16 protein-coding genes are annotated in these 18,311 nt (G+C 43.5%); 7 read left to right on the forward strand and 9 right to left on the reverse strand.

What is annotated here, in order from left to right:
- Positions 1–88: 88 nt before the first annotated feature.
- Together fre and ubiD are read right to left on the reverse strand one after the other, a co-directional pair.
- Positions 89–787, reverse strand: coding sequence for an NAD(P)H-flavin reductase (fre, locus tag FM019_RS07590; protein ID WP_143835329.1), 699 nt, complete (start codon positions 785–787; stop codon positions 89–91).
- 8 nt (positions 788–795) lie between these two features.
- Complete coding sequence (ubiD, locus tag FM019_RS07595; RefSeq protein ID WP_143835330.1) at positions 796–2,283, reverse strand: 4-hydroxy-3-polyprenylbenzoate decarboxylase; 1,488 nt, start codon at positions 2,281–2,283, stop codon at positions 796–798.
- Positions 2,284–2,440: 157 nt separating this feature from the next.
- Here ubiD and FM019_RS07600 point away from each other — a divergent pair, with 157 nt between their 5' ends.
- Positions 2,441–2,938 carry a hypothetical protein gene (locus tag FM019_RS07600; RefSeq protein WP_143835331.1) on the forward strand — a complete coding sequence of 166 codons (498 nt, stop codon included), beginning with the start codon at positions 2,441–2,443 and terminating at the stop codon, positions 2,936–2,938.
- A 23-nt stretch (positions 2,939–2,961) separates the two neighbouring features.
- Positions 2,962–3,198 carry a TIGR02647 family protein gene (locus FM019_RS07605; protein WP_143835332.1) on the forward strand — a complete coding sequence of 79 codons (237 nt, stop codon included), beginning with the start codon at positions 2,962–2,964 and terminating at the stop codon, positions 3,196–3,198.
- A 92-nt stretch (positions 3,199–3,290) separates the two neighbouring features.
- Here the strand turns inward: FM019_RS07605 and FM019_RS07610 are convergent, their stop codons facing one another.
- Positions 3,291–4,814 carry an acyl-CoA carboxylase subunit beta gene (locus tag FM019_RS07610; protein ID WP_143835333.1) on the reverse strand — a complete coding sequence of 508 codons (1,524 nt, stop codon included), beginning with the start codon at positions 4,812–4,814 and terminating at the stop codon, positions 3,291–3,293.
- 269 nt (positions 4,815–5,083) lie between these two features.
- On the opposite strand from FM019_RS07610, the gene FM019_RS07615 reads away from it, so the two are divergent.
- Positions 5,084–5,848 carry an isocitrate lyase/phosphoenolpyruvate mutase family protein gene (locus tag FM019_RS07615; RefSeq protein ID WP_143835334.1) on the forward strand — a complete coding sequence of 255 codons (765 nt, stop codon included), beginning with the start codon at positions 5,084–5,086 and terminating at the stop codon, positions 5,846–5,848.
- Positions 5,849–5,855: 7 nt separating this feature from the next.
- On the opposite strand, the gene FM019_RS07620 is transcribed toward FM019_RS07615, so the two are convergent.
- Positions 5,856–6,551 (reverse strand): DNA alkylation repair protein, encoded by a 696-nt coding sequence (locus FM019_RS07620; RefSeq protein WP_143835335.1) that lies wholly within the window; start codon positions 6,549–6,551, stop codon positions 5,856–5,858.
- 82 nt (positions 6,552–6,633) lie between these two features.
- On the opposite strand from FM019_RS07620, the gene FM019_RS07625 reads away from it, so the two are divergent.
- Positions 6,634–7,263 carry a tetratricopeptide repeat protein gene (locus FM019_RS07625; protein WP_143835336.1) on the forward strand — a complete coding sequence of 210 codons (630 nt, stop codon included), beginning with the start codon at positions 6,634–6,636 and terminating at the stop codon, positions 7,261–7,263.
- Positions 7,264–7,287: 24 nt separating this feature from the next.
- Here FM019_RS07625 and FM019_RS07630 read toward each other — a convergent pair whose 3' ends face one another.
- The gene (locus FM019_RS07630) at positions 7,288–7,941 is read right to left on the reverse strand and encodes a UPF0149 family protein (RefSeq protein WP_143835337.1); all 654 of its coding nucleotides are present in this window, start codon (positions 7,939–7,941) and stop codon (positions 7,288–7,290) included.
- A gap of 217 nt (positions 7,942–8,158) precedes the next feature.
- Between FM019_RS07630 and FM019_RS07635 the strand changes: the two genes are divergently transcribed.
- Positions 8,159–10,420 carry a TonB-dependent receptor gene (locus FM019_RS07635; RefSeq protein WP_260681563.1) on the forward strand — a complete coding sequence of 754 codons (2,262 nt, stop codon included), beginning with the start codon at positions 8,159–8,161 and terminating at the stop codon, positions 10,418–10,420.
- A 185-nt stretch (positions 10,421–10,605) separates the two neighbouring features.
- Positions 10,606–11,823 (forward strand): Nramp family divalent metal transporter, encoded by a 1,218-nt coding sequence (locus FM019_RS07640; protein ID WP_143835338.1) that lies wholly within the window; start codon positions 10,606–10,608, stop codon positions 11,821–11,823.
- Positions 11,824–11,834: 11 nt separating this feature from the next.
- On the opposite strand, the gene FM019_RS07645 is transcribed toward FM019_RS07640, so the two are convergent.
- Together FM019_RS07645 and FM019_RS07650 are read right to left on the reverse strand one after the other, a co-directional pair.
- On the reverse strand, positions 11,835–12,962 hold the full coding sequence (locus tag FM019_RS07645) for a MalY/PatB family protein (protein ID WP_143835779.1): 1,128 nt from the start codon (positions 12,960–12,962) through the stop codon (positions 11,835–11,837).
- A 78-nt stretch (positions 12,963–13,040) separates the two neighbouring features.
- Positions 13,041–13,409 (reverse strand): response regulator, encoded by a 369-nt coding sequence (locus FM019_RS07650; protein WP_185969221.1) that lies wholly within the window; start codon positions 13,407–13,409, stop codon positions 13,041–13,043.
- A 231-nt stretch (positions 13,410–13,640) separates the two neighbouring features.
- On the opposite strand from FM019_RS07650, the gene FM019_RS07655 reads away from it, so the two are divergent.
- Complete coding sequence (locus FM019_RS07655; RefSeq protein ID WP_143835340.1) at positions 13,641–13,868, forward strand: DUF2892 domain-containing protein; 228 nt, start codon at positions 13,641–13,643, stop codon at positions 13,866–13,868.
- A gap of 21 nt (positions 13,869–13,889) precedes the next feature.
- On the opposite strand, the gene FM019_RS07660 is transcribed toward FM019_RS07655, so the two are convergent.
- Positions 13,890–16,268 carry a DNA polymerase II gene (locus FM019_RS07660; protein ID WP_143835341.1) on the reverse strand — a complete coding sequence of 793 codons (2,379 nt, stop codon included), beginning with the start codon at positions 16,266–16,268 and terminating at the stop codon, positions 13,890–13,892.
- 67 nt (positions 16,269–16,335) lie between these two features.
- Positions 16,336–18,225, reverse strand: coding sequence for a diguanylate cyclase (locus FM019_RS07665; RefSeq protein WP_143835342.1), 1,890 nt, complete (start codon positions 18,223–18,225; stop codon positions 16,336–16,338).
- Between the last annotated feature and the right edge of the window lie 86 nt (positions 18,226–18,311).

Here is an 18,311-nt window from a genome sequence, read left to right on the forward strand (position 1 = left end):
GCGAACAAACTATGTTTTTTTGGAAATATGTGCATTTTTTATTCTACGCAGTCTCTTCGCAAGCATAATTTAACTCAATGCCTGTAAGCTAGATAAACTGATATGCATCACCGTACAGGTTTTCTAACAGTAGGCCTTGATTATGAAAATCCTCTCGGGCAACACCAGCCATCTCAAATCGTCCAGCAACATAGACCTGATAGGGTTCTAGGCTGACAAAATCGGCCATTACAGCTTTGTGTACCCAACCCGCTTTGCCTTTCCAATCTGCAGAAGGTTCATCGACGACTGGTTGAAAAGTAAAATGAGAATGCTGTTGTTGCAGTGTCTTTAGCATGTTATAGGCGTACATGTCATCAAGAGTGCGTGTGCCCCAATATAAAAAAATCGGTTCTTTACAGGGTAACGACAAGCGTTTTTGTAGAATTGCCAGCGTATAAGAAAACCCAGTGCCCCCAGCGAGTAATATGGTTGGTTTAATTCGTTCTTCTCTTAAAAACGCATCTCCGTGACCACCATCGACCCATACCTCTCCATCTTGCTGCATTTTTTCAAGTACTTCTGAAGCATAAGCATTGTCTGGGCCTGCGCCGATATGCAGAACCAATTGATTGTCCGGCGTTGGCGCATTAGCAATTGAAAAAGGTCTAAGATCTTTTTCTCCCATCACTACTCGCAAATATTGCCCAGCCAGATACTTCATAGACGTATCTGGCGTCAATACAACTTTACTTACGACAGAGGTAAATGCCTCAATTGATTCTACTTTGCATCGTATTGGTGTCATGTAACGTTCTAGTCTCTTTTCATTTGTGTAGGGACAATATCGAGTTCATCCCAAATAGCGTCGATTTTATCTTTGACTTGTTGATCCATTTCAATAGGTACGCCCCACTCTCTGTCTGTTTCACCAGGAAACTTGTTGGTTGCGTCCATACCCATTTTGGATCCCAACCCTGAAACTGGCGACGCAAAATCCAAATAGTCGATAGGCGTATTCTCGATCATCGTGGTGTCTCTGGCAGGATCCATCCGTGTTGTAATTGCCCAAATCACATCTTGCCAGTCTCTGGCGTTGACATCGTCATCGCATACTATAACAAATTTGGTATACATAAACTGGCGCAAAAATGACCAAACTCCCATCATGACGCGCTTCGCATGACCTGGATATTGCTTTTTCATGGTTACCACGGCGAGACGATAGCTGCACCCCTCTGGTGGTAAATAAAAGTCGACAATTTCGGGGAACTGCTTTTGCAATATAGGCACAAACACTTCGTTAAGTGCTACACCTAGAATAGCAGGCTCATCTGGTGGTCTACCGGTATAGGTTGAATGGTAAATGGGTTTTTTGCGATGAGTAATATGAGTGACTGTAAAAACAGGGAATTCATCCACTTCATTATAATAACCCGTATGGTCACCATAGGGGCCCTCCGGAGCAGTTTCTCCTGGCGCAATATAACCCTCTAAAACGATTTCAGCATTGGCTGGCACCTGCAAATCATTACTTATCGATTTCACGACTTCGGTTTTATCACCGCGCAACAAACCCGCAAAGGCATATTCAGATAAGGTATCAGGGACAGGTGTGACTGCGCCTAAAATGGTAGCAGGATCAGCCCCGAGCGCTACAGAAACAGGATAATTTTCGCCGGGATTAGTTTGACAGAACTCTCTAAAATCTAATGCACCGCCACGATGGGAGAGCCAGCGCATGATAACCTTATTTTTGCCAATGACTTGTTGACGATAAATCCCTAGATTCTGACGTTTTTTGTGCGGCCCGCGCGTTACGGTAAGGCCCCAGGTGATTAATGGTGCAGCGTCTCCAGGCCAACAGCGTTGAATGGGAAACTGGTTGAGATCGACGTCATCGCCAGAAATCACTTCTTCCTGGCAGACGCCTTTGCGTACTTCTTTTGCAGGCATATTGAGTACCTGTTTCAAGACGGGCAATTTATCCCACAAATCTTTGATTCCCTTGGGCGGCTCAGGTTCTTTTAAGTAGGCGAGTAACTTGCCCACTTCACGCAAGGCCTCAACGGATTCTTGTCCCATGCCCAATGCGACCCGTTCGGGTGTGCCAAACAGATTCGCCAGTACAGGTATTGAATGCCCTTTTGGATTTTCGAATAAGATCGCCGGACCACCCGCTCTGAGCGTTCGGTCTGCAATTTCTGTCATCTCCAAATCGGTGTCGATCTCTTTTGTGACACGCTTAAGCTGACCCATTTTTTCTAACTGCGCGATGAAATCACGTAAGTCTTTGTATTTCATATTGAACCGCTACCTCTTGAATGCGCTAAGTATAAACCTGTGAGGGCAGATATACGAGCAGACTGACACTTTAGTTTGAAATATTCATTGTTAATTTTTTGTAATTAACTTCATTCAGCGATAGTCTAAGACATAATGAATTTGCGAGAGGATCCGAATGAAACGCTTATTGTTTTGCACAGTTTTGTGGGTAACTTCATTCAGTGTGGTTGCACAGGCTCCAACCTGCGATAACACGGTTTACAGACAATTTGATTTTTGGGTTGGTGAATGGGACGTGTATACCGCCCAAGGTCAAATTGCGGGAAAAAATACGATTTCCAAACAGCTAGGCAATTGTATTTTAAAAGAAGACTATTCAACGCCGTCTGGTTACACAGGGCAAAGCTTTAATATATATGATCGGATATCCGGTCAATGGCATCAAACCTGGGTAGATAACACTGGCCTGCTGCTGTCTTTATACGGGCAACTTGAAGGCAACGCCATGGTGTTGCAAGGCAAAGGTAAAAACCCCCAGGGCCAAGACATATTGCATCGAATTACCTGGACGCCTGTTCCTGATGGAAGTGTCCGTCAGCACTGGGAGTCGAGTACTGATGAAGGTAAATCGTGGAGCACAGTGTTTGATGGAAAGTACGTTAAACGAAAATAATTAATACAGAAAATGAGGTCTATATGCCATTCAACCAAGAATTAACCGATGAATTAAACCTCATCTTAAAATTTCCAAACAAAAGCCTGATGCAAGGTTTAAAAATCCACCATGATGCCGATCCTGCAATGGTATCAGCGGCACAACGATTGTTTGACAAAGGCATTGTCAGCCAACCCGATGGTGGTTATTTAACTGATTTAGGTCACGACTTGGCCGAGCACGCTCAGGTTATTCAATCCGCTTTAACACATACCTAATCGACAAATAAAACTCTACAGACACTCGAGCGTGTCTATTGTTGATGACTATTTTGAGTAAAGGCAATGTCGCAGGTTGTATGTGCTTGGCTTTAGCTAATAGACAGTGCGTTGACTAACGTTTGTCTTGTGTCAGTTGCATAAATCACTGCGTCCAATTCCAGCACAGTTGCAACCTCCATTGCCTTACCTTTTTCGTATTGCTGCGCCACTAATTTATTAAACAGCCTTTGCCTTTTTTCAGGATCATCTTCGCTTTCTAACTCGGTTTTAAAGCCGAGTTTAACGGCACCTTCTAGTCCCATTGCGCCAAATTCTCCCGTTGGCCATGACACCATATAACAAGGTTTTTTGGTGCTTCCACCCAGCATCGCTTGAGCTCCAAGCCCATAACATTTTCGTAAAACCACAGCGACGAATTTTACCGATATTCCGGCCCCTGTTGTAAACAATTCCGTGAGCTTTCTCACTGCTCCTTGTTGTTCATGCTCTGGTCCCACCATAAAGCCAGGTGTGTCCACAAAAGAAACCATTGGAATAGCAAAGCGGTTGCACAACGCCATGAATCGATTTAGCTTTTCTGCAGCGGACACATCAATGGCACCACCAAGCACTTTACAATTATTGGCGATTACACCAACCGCTTGACCTTCCAATCTTGCTAAACCGGTAACAATGGATTTGCCATGCTGGGCGCCAAGTTCGATGAAACTATCACTATCGAGTACATTTTTAATGACATCAAAAACGTTGTAGGTAAATCGTCTGTCTTCGGGTAAAACCGATAAAAGCAGCTGCTTTTTTGGCTCATACCATTGTTTGGCCCTGCCTTGAAAAAAGCCAAGACAAAACTGAGCGATTTGGATCCCGTGATCCTCATCTCGAGCCACAATATCCACGACACCATTTGCCGCTTGTGACTCTATCGGGCCAATTTGGGTTGGATCATATTTGCCCAGACCTCCGCCCTCAATCATTGCCGGGCCAGCCATTCCAATGCTGGAATTTTGTGTTGCTATAGTAATATCACCAGCGCCAAATAGGGCCGCATTGCCAGCAAAACAGTAGCCATTGTTTACTGTAATTCGGGGAATAAGCCCTGATAAACCTGCCCAATTACTGAACGTTGTGCACTGCAATCCGGAAATCACCGTTGTGATATCTGTATCGCCGGGGCGTCCACCTCCCCCTTCTGTCAACATAATTACGGGCAACTTTTGTTGCCGGATAATATCAATCATCCGATCCAGTTTGGCGTGGTGGAAATACCCTTGCGTGCCAGCAAGTACAGAATAGTCATTGATAATCAGCGCCGTGGCATGGGAATCCGACTCAATGGTGTTTTCATTTACCGTTCCAATTCCTGTAATCACGCCATCGGCAGCGGTAGAGGATTGTAAATCGCTATAATCTTTGCGCTGACGTTGAGCCGCAACAGCTAACTGACCATATTCTATAAAGCTTTCAAGCACGCATAACTTGGCAAGGTTTTCCCGGGCCGTATTAAAGCCTTTTTTATGTCGTTTTTCTGTTTGTTCCAGACGATATGCATCCAGGGTTTTATTGAGGCGTTGGGCTAGTTCATCATCGAGGTTTTTGTTAGTTTTGTTTTTCATTCGGCGCCTGTTTAGTTCCACGGTGTACTGTTTTAAACAAAAATATCCGAGCGTGGCAATTGTTTAAAACGATTATTCCTAAGCTAGCATGCAAAAATGCCCTATTAAAATGATTAAGAGTAATTGTCAGTTATAGCTATGGAAAATAATCGTATGTCGATAACGCTGGTGCAATAGCAAGTTAATTGACGTTCAGTTCCGATTTCGGCGCTCCTGAGCGGGCAATTGTGGTTAGTATCTCATTCTTTAGACCAACTAAGGATGTCTACATGACCCAACCAAATACGAATTTTTTCAAACAACGCCAACATCAAGCTGATCCACTCATAGTGTCTAATATTTGGGATGCTGCAAGTGCCAAAATTGTTGAATTTTCAGGCGCAGAAGCGTTAGCCACTAGTAGCGCGGCGGTTGCATGGTCTTTAGGTTATGCTGATGGCAGCAATATCCCAGTCAATCTTCACCTTGAAGCAATCAAGCGTATCCGCGGGGCGACCACAATTCCTTTAACCGTTGATATCGAAAATGGTTATAGCGACAAGCCAGAGAACATTGCAGAGCTTGCACATGCTTTGGTCGATATCGGTGTTCAAGGCATTAACATTGAAGACGGGAAAGATAGTCCGGAACTTCTCATCCAAAAAATTCGAACGATTAAATCAGCAGTGGGTAAATTGCTGTTTGTGAACGCCAGGACAGACACATACTTGCATTCTATCGTAGCGGAAGAACAGCGATTGAAGGAAACGCAAGCGCGACTAAAGAGATATGAAGAATCTGGTGCAGATGGAATCTTTATTCCCGGCTTAAACAGCAGAGACATTGTTGAGCAACTCCACACCTCCTTGCCAATCAATCTCATGATTAAAAACGTAACGGAAATTCAAAACTTAAAGGATTGCAAAGTTAGCAGGTTTAGTTTTGGCCCAACGCCATTTTTAGAGGTTTATGGTTCGCTATCGATCCACTGTGGTTTGTCTCCTTATTCAGCAGAAAACAAAGCGCTGGATTTTGAAACAATGAATAATTTATAAAATTAAGTTAGCGACTCATATAATCCTGTCGAAGGGATTTAGATAGTTTTTCGATGGCATACCTTAATGCCGTTCGGGGCATTTTCGGCAAGTTTTCATCAAGGAATTTCAGCAGTACAGCTTCATTTCGTTTACCCATTTCACGCAACATCCAGCCTGTTGCTTTGTGGATCAGATCTTCGGGGTCATCGAGTAACATTGAAGCTAGCTTAAGCGTGTCATCAAATTGCTCATGACGAATAAAATGAAGCGTTGAAACGATAGCGATACGTCTTTCCCACATGGATGGCGAGGCCGCAAGTGAATACAACTTGGTGCGATCGCGACTAAAAAAATAAGGACCAATGATGTGATAGCAAGACCCATCCACTAAGTCCCAGTTATTAATATATTGACTATGGGCCAAGTAAAAGTGCGCGATATCTTCTTGTTGTTGAGCAGCGGCTTTTTTGTATTGTAGGACGAGAATTAGTAGTGCCAGATGCCGGGCTTCATGATATCGGTGAGTGAGCAGGTGCTGAATGTCCTCAATCGTAATGTTTTTATATTTTTTAGAAAGCGTATGCAAAACCGGATTTCGAATCCCTAAAAAACTATCACCATACCCATATTGAGATTCTCCAGTTTTAAAGAATTTTTGTTTAGCAGTAGCATCGGTTGCATTTTGTAGACTTTCAAGCTCACCGATAATCGGGTGTGTCATGCGTTTATTATTTAGTATTTAGCGAAAATGTCGATACACTTAGCATGAACCTTTTGAATTACTTTTCAATGGATATTTTGCTATGCGTTTAGGTCGCTTCGTTGCATTCAGTTTTTTTTGTATTGTTGGCTGTTCCAAATCATTTGCCGCAGAACCGATCAAAGCGGTCGAACTCTACAGCCAAGACGAATTGCTTTCTCTGATCCAAAAGAATGAACACTTGTCCCGCGTCGTGCTTGACCGCTGTCAACTTGTGCAGGATATCGAAGCGCGTGCTGAAACATTGAAAATCCCCGCTTTTCAATTTTTGTGGGGTGATATGTTGGCATGGGGTGTATGTGTTGACGCAGAGCCTGTGCGCGGGATCAGTTACATGAAGGAAGCGGCTGACCAAGGATTGGCGCCTGCGCTAGAGCAACTAGGTCGTTACTATGCACAGGGAAAGTTAGTCCAAGAAGATAAACAACGGGCTGTCATATATTTACGGGAAGCCGCTGCACTGGGCAACCTCAACGCACAAATTCAACTTGCCGACCTGTTTATAGAGGGTTTTGGTAGCCCTTACGATTATGAGGATGCTTATCACTGGCTTTACAATGCAATAACTGATGACAAAGACCTTCACTCTAAAGTTGCCAGGTGTATGTCTGACTTAGAGAAATTAATGCATCCAAAAGCGATTAGAACGGCTCGACGTCCGCTGGATAGTTAAAGACTGATTCGCAATCTTCTTCATTTAATTGGTAGGCTGTTTAAAGGTTTCAAACTGTTCAGGTAAATAACTTGCAAGCTGCCCTGCCAAATCAACATAGGTCTTTAGTGCTTTGGGCAAGGATAGGTATATATCCGGCAAAGAATCGATAAGCTTGTTGTTACCCACTCGTTGGGCCTGTTGTTTCGCTAAAGGGACATCTGCGAACGTACTGAACATCATTAAGCAATGTTTCAGATCCCGTTGATATCTCTCTACTTTGCCAGGCTCACTTTCTTGCACGTTTTGCCAACAGCTTTGCCATAAAGACTCAAGATGCGTATGTCCTGCCAGTAAACCTTGTAACCACTGGCTGCAATGCATTTCAGGCGTTGCGTCATCAGGTAATGGCTGTCCTTGACCTGGATAGTCAAAGCGTTCTGAGCGCATAGCCTTTAACTGCTCCTGTAGTAACCCCATTAACACTTCGGCAATTTCATCTGCCTCTTGCATAGAGGGGATCTTTCCATGCTGCTTAAAAGACCAGTTTAACCAAACCTCAGGCATAGGGATCTCTGGAGCTGCGCAAACGGCAAACACTAAACCTTGCAAATAATTAGCATTGTGTAATACGCCGACATGCTTTTTTTCTGTCAGCGTTTTTAACTTCAGTGCGTAATCAGGTTGGGCAATTGGCAATCAGTTCTCCTAAACATTGCAGCGTTGTCTTAAATAGAAAGTCTAAAAGAGACGCTCATACTGCCTGAGGATATATGAGCTTCATCGCTTTTTTAAGTTAAATGACGGAAAACTTTATGATTTACATTGACATTGATCCATTTAATAACGTTATAATGTATCAATTGTTACAGTATAACATTCCAAGCCATAAAAATTAATCATAGAGGAATTTCCCGTGTTGCGGTCCAAACAAACTATTCTCGTTAGCGCCATATCAATCGCTTTGGGGTTGAGCCAACATGCCGTTGCGCAAACCAAACCCACGCAAAAAGATGAACAAGAAGTTGAAACCTTAGTTGTCACGGCAAACCCACTCAATCGTAGTGTTCTTGAATCGGCGGCACCAGTGTCAATCATCACTGGCGAAGATTTACAATCCAGAGTCGCTCCGACGCTAGGTGAAACCCTGAAAAATGTCCCTGGCGTGCACAGTACATACTTTGGCCCCGTCTCAAGCAGCCCCATAATTCGCGGATTGGACGGTCCAAGGATCAAAGTCCTTCAAAACGGTTTAGATGTTTCTGATGCATCGCGAATTGGCCCTGACCATATCGTTTCAACTGAAACATCAAACGCCAGACAAATTGAAGTTCTTCGTGGTCCTGCCACCTTATTGTATGGAAGTGGTGCAATTGGTGGTGTGGTCAACGTAGTCGACAATCGTTTACCCGTTACTCCCATTGACGGATTTGAAGGCAGTGCTAGTTATTTACACGACACCGTTTCGAGTGAAGATCTATTTAACGTCAATGTTGACGGTGGAAGCGGCAATTTCGTTTTCCACTTTGACGCATTTGATAGAGAAACAGACGATTACGACATTCCGGGGCCCGCTGAAATTGGTAGTGACGAAGATACCGGTGTCTTGGAAAACTCATTTATTGATGCCAATGGCTTCAATGTAGGTATTGGCTGGGCAACTGATTCGTTCAATGCCGCTTTGGCATTTGGAAACCTCGAAAGTGAATACGGAATTCCGGGCCATGCGCACGGGCATGAGGATGAGCACGAAGAAGAGCATGAAGGTGAACATGAAGATGAGCACGAGCATGACGAAGAAGAAGAGGTTGTCTTTGGACAATTAGAGCAAGATCGTGTGCAAGCCCTGTTAGATTGGAAAAACCTTGATGGCTTCTTTAGCGAAGTCAGTGTTAGAGGTGCTTACACAGACTATTCTCATAATGAAGTAGAAGATGGCGAAATCGGCACCACCTTTAGTAATGAATCGTTAGAAACCCGATTATGGGCTAAGCACCGTAAAACCAACGGTTGGGAAGGTGTGTTAGGCCTTAACTATGTTAACAGTGATTTCGAAGCTTTGGGTGATGAAGCCTTTACTCCGGCCTCTGAAACGGATTCGGTTGCCGTGTTTTTGCTCGAAGAAAAGCGCATTGACAATGTTTTATATCAATTTGGCGCGCGATATGAAGACATCACCATCAGCGTAGATAATAGTTTTTTTGAACACCATGACGAGCACGAAGAAGAGCACGAGGGCGAACATGAGGAAGAGCATGAAGAAGAAGCGTTCTTTTTTGACGATCAGGACTTCTCCGCAGTTAGTTTATCTGCTGGGGCTGTGTGGACGATCGATAGTGCCCACACATTGTCATTTAATTTAGCTCATTCGCAACGAGCCCCTTCTGCGTCCGAGATATTTTCCAATGGACTTCATATTGCTACTAATACATTTGAATTAGGTGCGGCATTTGATATTGAAGTGGGTGAAGACCCAGATGAATATGAAATTGTCAGAAATGAGCAACGAATCGAAAAAGAGGTTGCTAATAATCTCGATATCACCTTGCATCTGACCAACAAGCATGTTGAAGCTACTTTTAGTGTTTTCTACAACAAAATTGATGACTATTTGTTTCAACAAAATACTGGCTTCAATTTCGATGGTGAACATGGCCATGGCGCTCACGAAGAAGAGCATGAGGAAGAGCACGAAGGCGAACATATGCATGAGTCTGACGAAGAAGGCATTCCAATCTTCATTTTCAGACAACAAGATGCTGAGTTATATGGTTTTGAAGCCGAGGTAGATTGGCACTTCAATGACAATTTGCGGCTAGAAACCTTCGCTGACGTGACACGCGCTGAGTTATCTGATGGACAAAATGTACCAAGAATTCCGCCGCTTCGGATAGGCGCTGAATTGCATTGGGAGAAAGATAATTGGCATGCTGAAATAGGTGCAACCTATTATGCAAAACAAGACAATATTGCAGAATTTGAGACCGTCACAGAAGGTTACACGCTGATGAATGCGGCATATAGTTACTACATGGATGTAGCAGACAAAGAGCTCGTGATATTTGTCAGAGGCAATAATTTAACCAACCGCGAAGCTCGCGTGCACGCATCTTTCATTAAAGATGATGCACCGTTACCTGGTAGATCCTTTGTACTAGGCGCGAGAATGCAGTTCTAGTCTGTAAGCTTTCCGTTAAGACAAGGGGCTTGCCCCTTGTCAATATCCCCACAAATACATCTCAATTCGCTGCAACTTTCTACGCTAAAGCAAACCACGCCTCAGTATCGTTTTATCCCGCCCCCCTACCATTTTGATTTTGACACTGTTAACGTTTAATAAAGTTTTATAGCGTGTTGATTAAAATGAAAAAAATCGGTCCTGCTCTGCTAGTCACTGCTGCGTTTATTGGCCCTGGAACCGTTACCACTGCATCACTTGCAGGCGGCAGCTATGGTTTTGCGCTAGTGTGGGCATTGTTGTTCTCTGTTATTGCGACATTTGTATTGCAAGAAATGGCGTCACGCTTAGGTCTTGCTACAGGTAGTGGACTTGCTCAGGCAATTCGAGAGCAATTTACAGGTTGGGTAAAATGGGCAGTAGTCGGATTGATTGTCTGCGCAATAGGCATAGGGAATGCTGCATACCAGGCGGGAAACCTTACGGGAGCAGCTTTGGGTTTGAGCTCTGTTGCCCCAGGACAACTACGCAATTGGGTTTGGGTATTAGGATTGGTCGCCACAGCCCTTCTCTACTTCGGTCGTTATGGATTGTTAGAAAGAGTACTGATTGGCCTGGTTGGATTAATGTCTCTGGTTTTCTTTTCGACCATGTTGATGGCCTCGCCGGATTGGTCGGCAATGTTGAAAGGTGCGCTCAGTTTTTCTATCCCTAATGGCAGTATTTTGGTAGTGATTGCGCTAATTGGTACAACCATAGTGCCGTACAATTTATTTCTGCATGCCAGTATTGTTGCGGCAAAACGTAATGAGTCAAAACAAGACCCAAAAGGCCCAACCGATCTAGATCAGGCCATTGCAGAAAACCGTTTTGATGCGGCAATGTCTATCGGTTTAGGAGGGATCATTACCCTATCAATATTGGCATGTTCAGCGTCAGTGTTTTTTGCCACACAAACACAAGTCCAGACGTCCAATATCGCTGCTCAGTTGGAGCCTTTGCTAGGGTCTTATGCAAATCTATTTTTTGCTTTGGGATTGTTTGCTGCGGGATTGACCAGTGCAATTACAGCACCATTAGCCGCTGCCTATGCTGTCAGCGGTGCATTGGGTTGGAATGCTCAACTAAATAGCCCGCGATTCAGAGCAATTTGGCTCACCGTAATGTTGGCCGGAGTACTCGTCGCCAGCCTCGGTTTAAAACCTCTTGCTGCAATTTTGTTTGCGCAAGCTACTAATGGATTGCTGTTACCGATAATAGCTTTATTTTTAATCTGGGTAATGAATAATTCTCAACTTATGGGCCATCACAGAAATGGCATGATAGGCAACCTAATCGGTGGTCTGATTGTGCTATTTGTCTCTGCGCTTGGACTTTATAAATTGATAAGCTTATTTTTTTAACGCGATTAACTTTAAGCCTTAAGCCGCGTAAACGCCTCGATAAGTTGACTTCTCGGGCAACCAAAATTAATTCGCACAAAGCGCTTATCTCCAAAATCTACTCCTGGAGATGGGCCGACCCCTTTGCTTTCAAAATAAGCCTGAGGGTCTTCAACACCTAGTCCACTGGCATCGATCCAAGCTAAAAAGGTCGCATCAACTTTTAGCAACCTTAGCCCCTCGATGCTTTGAACCTGTTGCTCCACGTACGCCAAGTTTTCGCGCAAATAATCCAGTAAATTTTGATGCCACTCATCGCATTGGGTAAACGCTACTTCAGTTGCAACCAGTCCCATGACATTCGCCCAGGGGACAAATCCCTGCGTGGCAGACACAAATTTTGTGCGCAATGAACGGTTGGGTATTATCGCAAATGACGTCCCTAATCCAGCGATATTGAAGGTTTTACTCGCCGCCATCAAGGTAATCGATGAGTCACGCAAGCTCTGTTCACGCCCAGCGGGAATATGCTGTTTGCTTTGATCCAGGATGAGATCACAATGGATCTCATCAGAGCAAAGTTTAACGTTATTTCGATTGCAAATTTCAGCTACTTTTTCCAGTTCTTGTTGTGACAACACAGAGCCAACAGGATTCATTGGATTGCAAATTATAAACAGTTTGCATTTTGGATCGGCGGCGGCCTCCTCAAGTTGTTCAAAATTCAGCGTCCAGCGTCCGTCCACTTCAACCGAGTCTATTTCGACCCTTTGCAAACCATTGATAGCAGGAGCCGCTCTTAACGGAGGGTAGTTTGGTGTTTGGACTAAAACTGTATCCCCTGTCCGACAGTAGGCTTTACAGGCAACATTAAATGCCGGCACCACACCAGGGGTCCAAACTATCCAATCTTGTTCTATTTCCCAATCGTGTTTATCTGCCAACCAACGCATCACCGCCTTATTTGCAGGCTCATATTGCGCTGGTAATGTATAGCCAAATAAACCATGATCACAACGCGCTTTTAACGCTTGCTGTATGGGCAAAGGACTGGCAAATTCGGTATCCGCCACCCACATGGGTAAGATATCCTTACCTTTGTACTTTTCCCATTTATATGCGTGAGTGGAAGATCTATCGATGATTTCATCAAACTGCATGATTTGGCCTTTAACCATTGGTGAAAATTGTGAGAATGCCAAAAAAGACATTGCATAATTCCTTGGCTGGAATGCTAACTAGCTGAGTAGATTATTAACTTTTTCAGTCAAGTCATAATTTTTAAATGGCTTGGCAACAAAGTCCGTCGCCCCTTCTTTACGCGCCGTGATGACCAAATCTCGCGTTGCGTTTCCCGTTAACATCAAAAAGGGGAGATTAGGGGCGCGCTTACGCAAGGTTTTAAGCACTTCAATGCCATCTTTTTCGGGCATCTGCCAATCACATATCACTAGGTTAATATCACTGATTTTATCTGAGCAAATGTATTCTATGGCTTGGGTACCACTGCTTAAAGTAGTAATTTTACCTTCAATGAACTCTTCCAAAATCAACTGCAGTAATTCAAGTGTTATTTGATCATCATCGACCACTAAGACATTGTGCACGAGACAAATCCTCACTGTTAGCATGTATAAAATATACCTGCATATCTGATAATTGACCAACTCTATTTCACCTAGAATTATGAGATGCCAATTCAGCCAAACGTGTTTTACTAAGTTACTTTCAAATTACTAAGGTCAATAAAGTTTCACTTCAATAGTATTCGTTGATTCAGATCAATACCGCCTATTCTGCATCGAATTACGATAGCCATATCAACTAAGGAGACCGTTATGAAACAGAATGTTGGCATATTAGACACTGCAGTTCGTTCAATCATTGCTTGCGTATTATTGGCAATCGCGTTTGAAGGAATTTACAGCAATACCGTGAGTATAATTCTAGCGGTAGTAGGCACGGCAATGTTTGTCACATCAAGTTTTGGCATATGCATGATTTATAAGGCGCTGGGAATTGATACCTACCCTGATTTCAAAGATGACTCTTATCATCCTCATTAGGTCAAATGCTTTTGGGGCTTTTTAAAAAAGTCCCATCTGATCACTGGTGATTTGCTCAAAGGATAATCCGACAAAAGGCAAAATTCCCTCAGCAATGGGACGGATTTGTTTGTCCACATAGTGCTCATGATCAATAGGCGAAGATATGTAGTCAATTGGCTGCGGGCCATCGAGAGTGATGACATAGCTAATCCACCCTTTGCGTTGATATTGTAAAGGTTTGCCCAACTCCTCATTGCGCTTGTCTGCAATTCTGGCAGCTTTCACATGAGGCGGAACGTTCTTTGTGTACATTTCCAATTTTTGTCTGAGGCGTTTGCGATAAACCAGTTCCTGATCAACTTTTCCAGCACGAATTTCTGCCACAGTATCTCGCAAAAACTGATTCACATCGGCGCCTTCAAACACCATTTTGTACAGTTTAGGTTGGAAGGATTTTGCTAATTTAGTCCAATCGGAACGAACCGTTTCCAAGCCTTTGAAAACCAATTCTGTTTGACCGTTAGCCAGCGCTTTAACGCCGGCATAACGCTTTTTACTTCCCAGCTCTGAGCCGCGAATTGTAGGCATTAAAAAGGTTTCAAAGTGCGTTTCAAATTCAATTTCTAAAAAACACTCCAGCGACAATTCTGATGCCAGTTTTTGTCGCCATTTTGAATTAATTTCGCTCTCGAGTTTTTCACCAATTTCCCTAGCTTGCGCAGCGTTTTCAACGTTTTCCAACCAAACAAAGGTTGAGTCCGTATCACCATATATGACTTTGTAGCCGTGTTGTTGGATCCACATTGCAGTGGTTTGCATAATGTCATGTCCACGCAAGGTAATCGAACTTGCCAGTCGCGTATCGTAAAATGGACATCCTCCAGAACCCAACACGCCATAAAACGAATTCATCAGTATTTTGATAGCTTGAGAGCGGGCCTGATCATTGTTTTTCTTGGCTTCATCACGTTGGTCCCACAAGCTTGAAATGATGTCGGGTAAAAAGTGCTTATTTCGTGAAAAAAGCGCGCCTTTAAACCCAGGTATGGCATCGTCAGGATCACGAAGTCCTTCTACTAACCCCATTGGATCAATTTTGAATGTGCGAATAATGGAAGGATAAAGGCTTTTGAAATCGAGCACCAATACATGTTTGTACAAACCTGGTGCAGAATCCATAACATAGCCGCCTGGGCTTGCTAATCCCCCATTAGCCGGACGATTAGGAGAGACATACCCTGCACGGTGTAATTTAGGTAGATACAAATTGATGAAGGCCGCGACCGAGCCGCCCATTCTGTCGAGCTCTAACCCCGTAATTTGACTTCGCAGAATTAAGTAATCCATAACCTTTGTGTGCGAAAATATCTGTTCAACCAGAACGCAATCCTGAAGATTATATCGTGCAAGTTTAGGTTTATTATGCTGAAAATCCTGAGCAATGGTTTCCACCCTATTGTCAACATCCTCAGTATCCTTGCTCATGCCCAATAATTCTTGTGCCACATGTTGCAAGGTGAAACTCTCAAATTGGTAAGTCGCTGTCTTTAAGCTATCAATGCCATCGACGACGACTCGCCCAGCCAACCTGACAAAACACTGATTCGAATCGCCTCTTGCATCCCTAAATTCTAGTTCGCTGTTGTCTCGCCCTAGGTTAAGCTTAACGTTATTCAACTTAGCGCGTTCGACCAAAACTTTAAAATCAAAATTGATCAGATTCCAGCCGATAATAATATCCGGGTTAAACGATTGAACCTGTTTGACAAAGTGTTGCAGTAATTGGCGTTCATTGTTAACCCATACAATCCATTCCTCTGCATCTTGAGGGTCACCTATCATGATGACTTGCTTAAAAACTCCGCTGCTTAAACCGATGGAAAAAAGCTCGCCTTGCATGCTGCATTCTATGTCGATGGATAGAAGCGTTAAGTCTGGTGAATATTCACAAGGCTTCAACTTTGCGTCGGTGATCACTGTAAGCGGTTTTAAATCACCTTGTTGTTGTGATTGCGTCACCCCGACAAAAGCTGCCGCGCCATAAATAAAACGCTCCATTAAATATCTATCTGAGACACGAATATCGTTTTCATAACAACTGATGCCAGCGACCCGAAAAATGTCGCGGGCTCGATAGAAGTCGAACGAGGACTGAAAATACACACCGCATACCGGAAAATGCGAGAAGGTTTTTAACGTGAGGTATGTAACATTGCTATTTGCATTGAGGTTATTGCGTCGCAACAATGCATTGACTGTTTTTTCGTCTTGTTGAGCCACAAACAGAACCAAACGCTGGGCTTCTGTGACTAATTTTACAGGTCCCTTGTTCGTTGATAGCCAAAATTCCAGATAAGTTTTACCGCGCAGCTCTAGTTGTTTTCTAGTGAGAATAAACCCTTGCTGATGCTCACACAAATTCAGACACTTTGCTCCTTTGACCGCTTGCGTGCTTGCTTAAATCGATTGAGGCAAGTATACGTGTTCACAATTCCATTTGCAGCATTGCTGGGTCCTCTTTGTCATAAATAACCACTTTGTCTCGTCCTCCTCTTTTTGCCTGATACAATGCGGTGTCGCAGTGAAGTAGCACTTCCTCTGCACTTAATCCTTGCTGAAACTGCGTCAATCCAATGGAAATTGAAAGCTTTAGTCCTTCTTGGGAAAACTGTTCTGACAGAGTTTTGACTTTCAAAGAAAGGCTTTTCAAGGTGTTTTCCGCATCATGTAAACTGGTATGAGGCAAAGCAATTAAGAATTCTTCTCCACCAATACGCCCCACGACATCAGTTTGCCTGAACGTGTTTGTACACAATTGTCCAAAGCGCTTAAGCACTTTGTCCCCTACTGCGTGACCGTATGTATCATTAATTTTTTTGAACAGATCGATGTCAGCGATCGCAATTGCCAGGTGCAAATTATGGCGCTGAGCAAGCTCCATTTGATTATGTAGTTTTTCCATTGCGCTGCGTCTATTGGAAAGTCCGGTCAGACTATCGGTGTTAGCGAGTTTTTCGAATCTCGCTCTATTTTTTAGGGCGCGATAGACCATAATGATCAACAGGCCACAAATTATCAGTGTTGCCCCAAACAATAAAAGTAGCTGTAGATTTTTTGTTTCTACGGCATTGAGATCGGATTTTTGCAGTTGATTTTGTTGTTCGAGTAGTTGATTCTCTCGCTCCTTCATATCAATCTCATATTGAGACCGTAAACTGTGCAACTGTCTGGTGCTCTGCTGACTAAGCAACTGCTGTTTTTCACTAACCGTTTCATATAACAATTCAAACGCTTTTTGATTTTCACCTTTTTTTGCCCAAAACAGGGCTCGAGTCTCGTCTAACTCAATGCTTTGTATTGGCATATTTTGCTTATCAATAACACTGTCTGCCAAGTTTAAATAACGTTCGGCTTCAGTGAGTTCATTTTTTGCAAGGGCAACTAAAAGCATATTTTTATAAGCTTCTACCAGCATGAACTTGTTGTCACTTTGCAAAAATATATCCAGAGCTTGTTGCAATTGTTCCTCGGCACTTTGCAAATCATTTGTCGTCAGAGATATGCCCGCTAACTCCTTTAATGCATAAGCCACGCCCTGCAAATCACCCGCAACTTGTGCCAGATTTTTTGATTGGGTTAATAACGAACGTCCTAGCTCGGTGTTACCCAAATTGTTGTGAGCCTTACCGAGACCGTACAGTGCGATACTCAATTCTAAATCGTTTTCATTTTCTCGATGGAATTCAGCGGCTTCTTCAAAAAAGGGGATTGCCAGTGCGTCTTCTCGACGATATTCGTAAACCAAAGCGAGCATGCCAGCAATGTCACCTCGGCTTAGGTTTTTTGCGCTGGGGGCCAATTCATATGCCCGCTGCAAGTCTTTTAATGCACCTTGATAGTCAACCAGACTGTTTCGTAATACACCCCGTACAAAAAGTCCATTAACGACCATGTCCAAATCGTCGTTTAATTCTCCCCATATTACAGCCGCATTGGCTCCTAACAGCCCACTATTAGGCGTACCTACAATGTCAAATGCTTGTGATTCGTTGAGCTTTGTCATGTGAAACAGCCAGGGTTGTTCTTCTCTATCCACGTATTTGAGCGCGGTTTGCGCATTGTCCAGAGATTTCTGAGGATAGCTCAACGCAAAGTAAACCATACTCAGTGCCGAATGATGCTGTGCGATAACATTGGGGTCTTGTAATTGAGCCGGAGGAATTTGATTTAATGCAGCCAATACATCACCGGGAGACTTGGGGATTTGCATAATCCATTCGCGATACGGATCGCTCCATTCACGAATGGGCGCAGCGATAGCGCTCATACATGTCAGCGTCAACAACAATCCTAGTAGCCAATTTAATCGACGCAATGCACACCTCTTATCCTTCAAGTTGATAGACCGTTACATCGTTAATAAAGAAAAGTAAAATTAATCGATTTCTTTACTTGAGTAGC

Source organism: Aliiglaciecola sp. M165 (assembly GCF_007197995.1).
Classification (GTDB): domain Bacteria; phylum Pseudomonadota; class Gammaproteobacteria; order Enterobacterales; family Alteromonadaceae; genus Aliiglaciecola.

Coding starts and splice junctions, on each gene's coding strand:
- FM019_RS07610 (WP_143835333.1), bottom strand. CDS start 4,814: ATGAAAAACAAAACTAACAAAAACCTCGATGATGAACTAGCCCAACGC.
- FM019_RS07620 (WP_143835335.1), bottom strand. CDS start 6,551: ATGACACACCCGATTATCGGTGAGCTTGAAAGTCTACAAAATGCAACC.
- fre (WP_143835329.1), bottom strand. CDS start 787: ATGACACCAATACGATGCAAAGTAGAATCAATTGAGGCATTTACCTCT.
- FM019_RS07655 (WP_143835340.1), top strand. CDS start 13,641: ATGAAACAGAATGTTGGCATATTAGACACTGCAGTTCGTTCAATCATT.
- FM019_RS07600 (WP_143835331.1), top strand. CDS start 2,441: ATGAAACGCTTATTGTTTTGCACAGTTTTGTGGGTAACTTCATTCAGT.
- FM019_RS07645 (WP_143835779.1), bottom strand. CDS start 12,962: ATGCAGTTTGATGAAATCATCGATAGATCTTCCACTCACGCATATAAA.
- FM019_RS07615 (WP_143835334.1), top strand. CDS start 5,084: ATGACCCAACCAAATACGAATTTTTTCAAACAACGCCAACATCAAGCT.
- FM019_RS07605 (WP_143835332.1), top strand. CDS start 2,962: ATGCCATTCAACCAAGAATTAACCGATGAATTAAACCTCATCTTAAAA.
- FM019_RS07625 (WP_143835336.1), top strand. CDS start 6,634: ATGCGTTTAGGTCGCTTCGTTGCATTCAGTTTTTTTTGTATTGTTGGC.
- FM019_RS07640 (WP_143835338.1), top strand. CDS start 10,606: ATGAAAAAAATCGGTCCTGCTCTGCTAGTCACTGCTGCGTTTATTGGC.
- ubiD (WP_143835330.1), bottom strand. CDS start 2,283: ATGAAATACAAAGACTTACGTGATTTCATCGCGCAGTTAGAAAAAATG.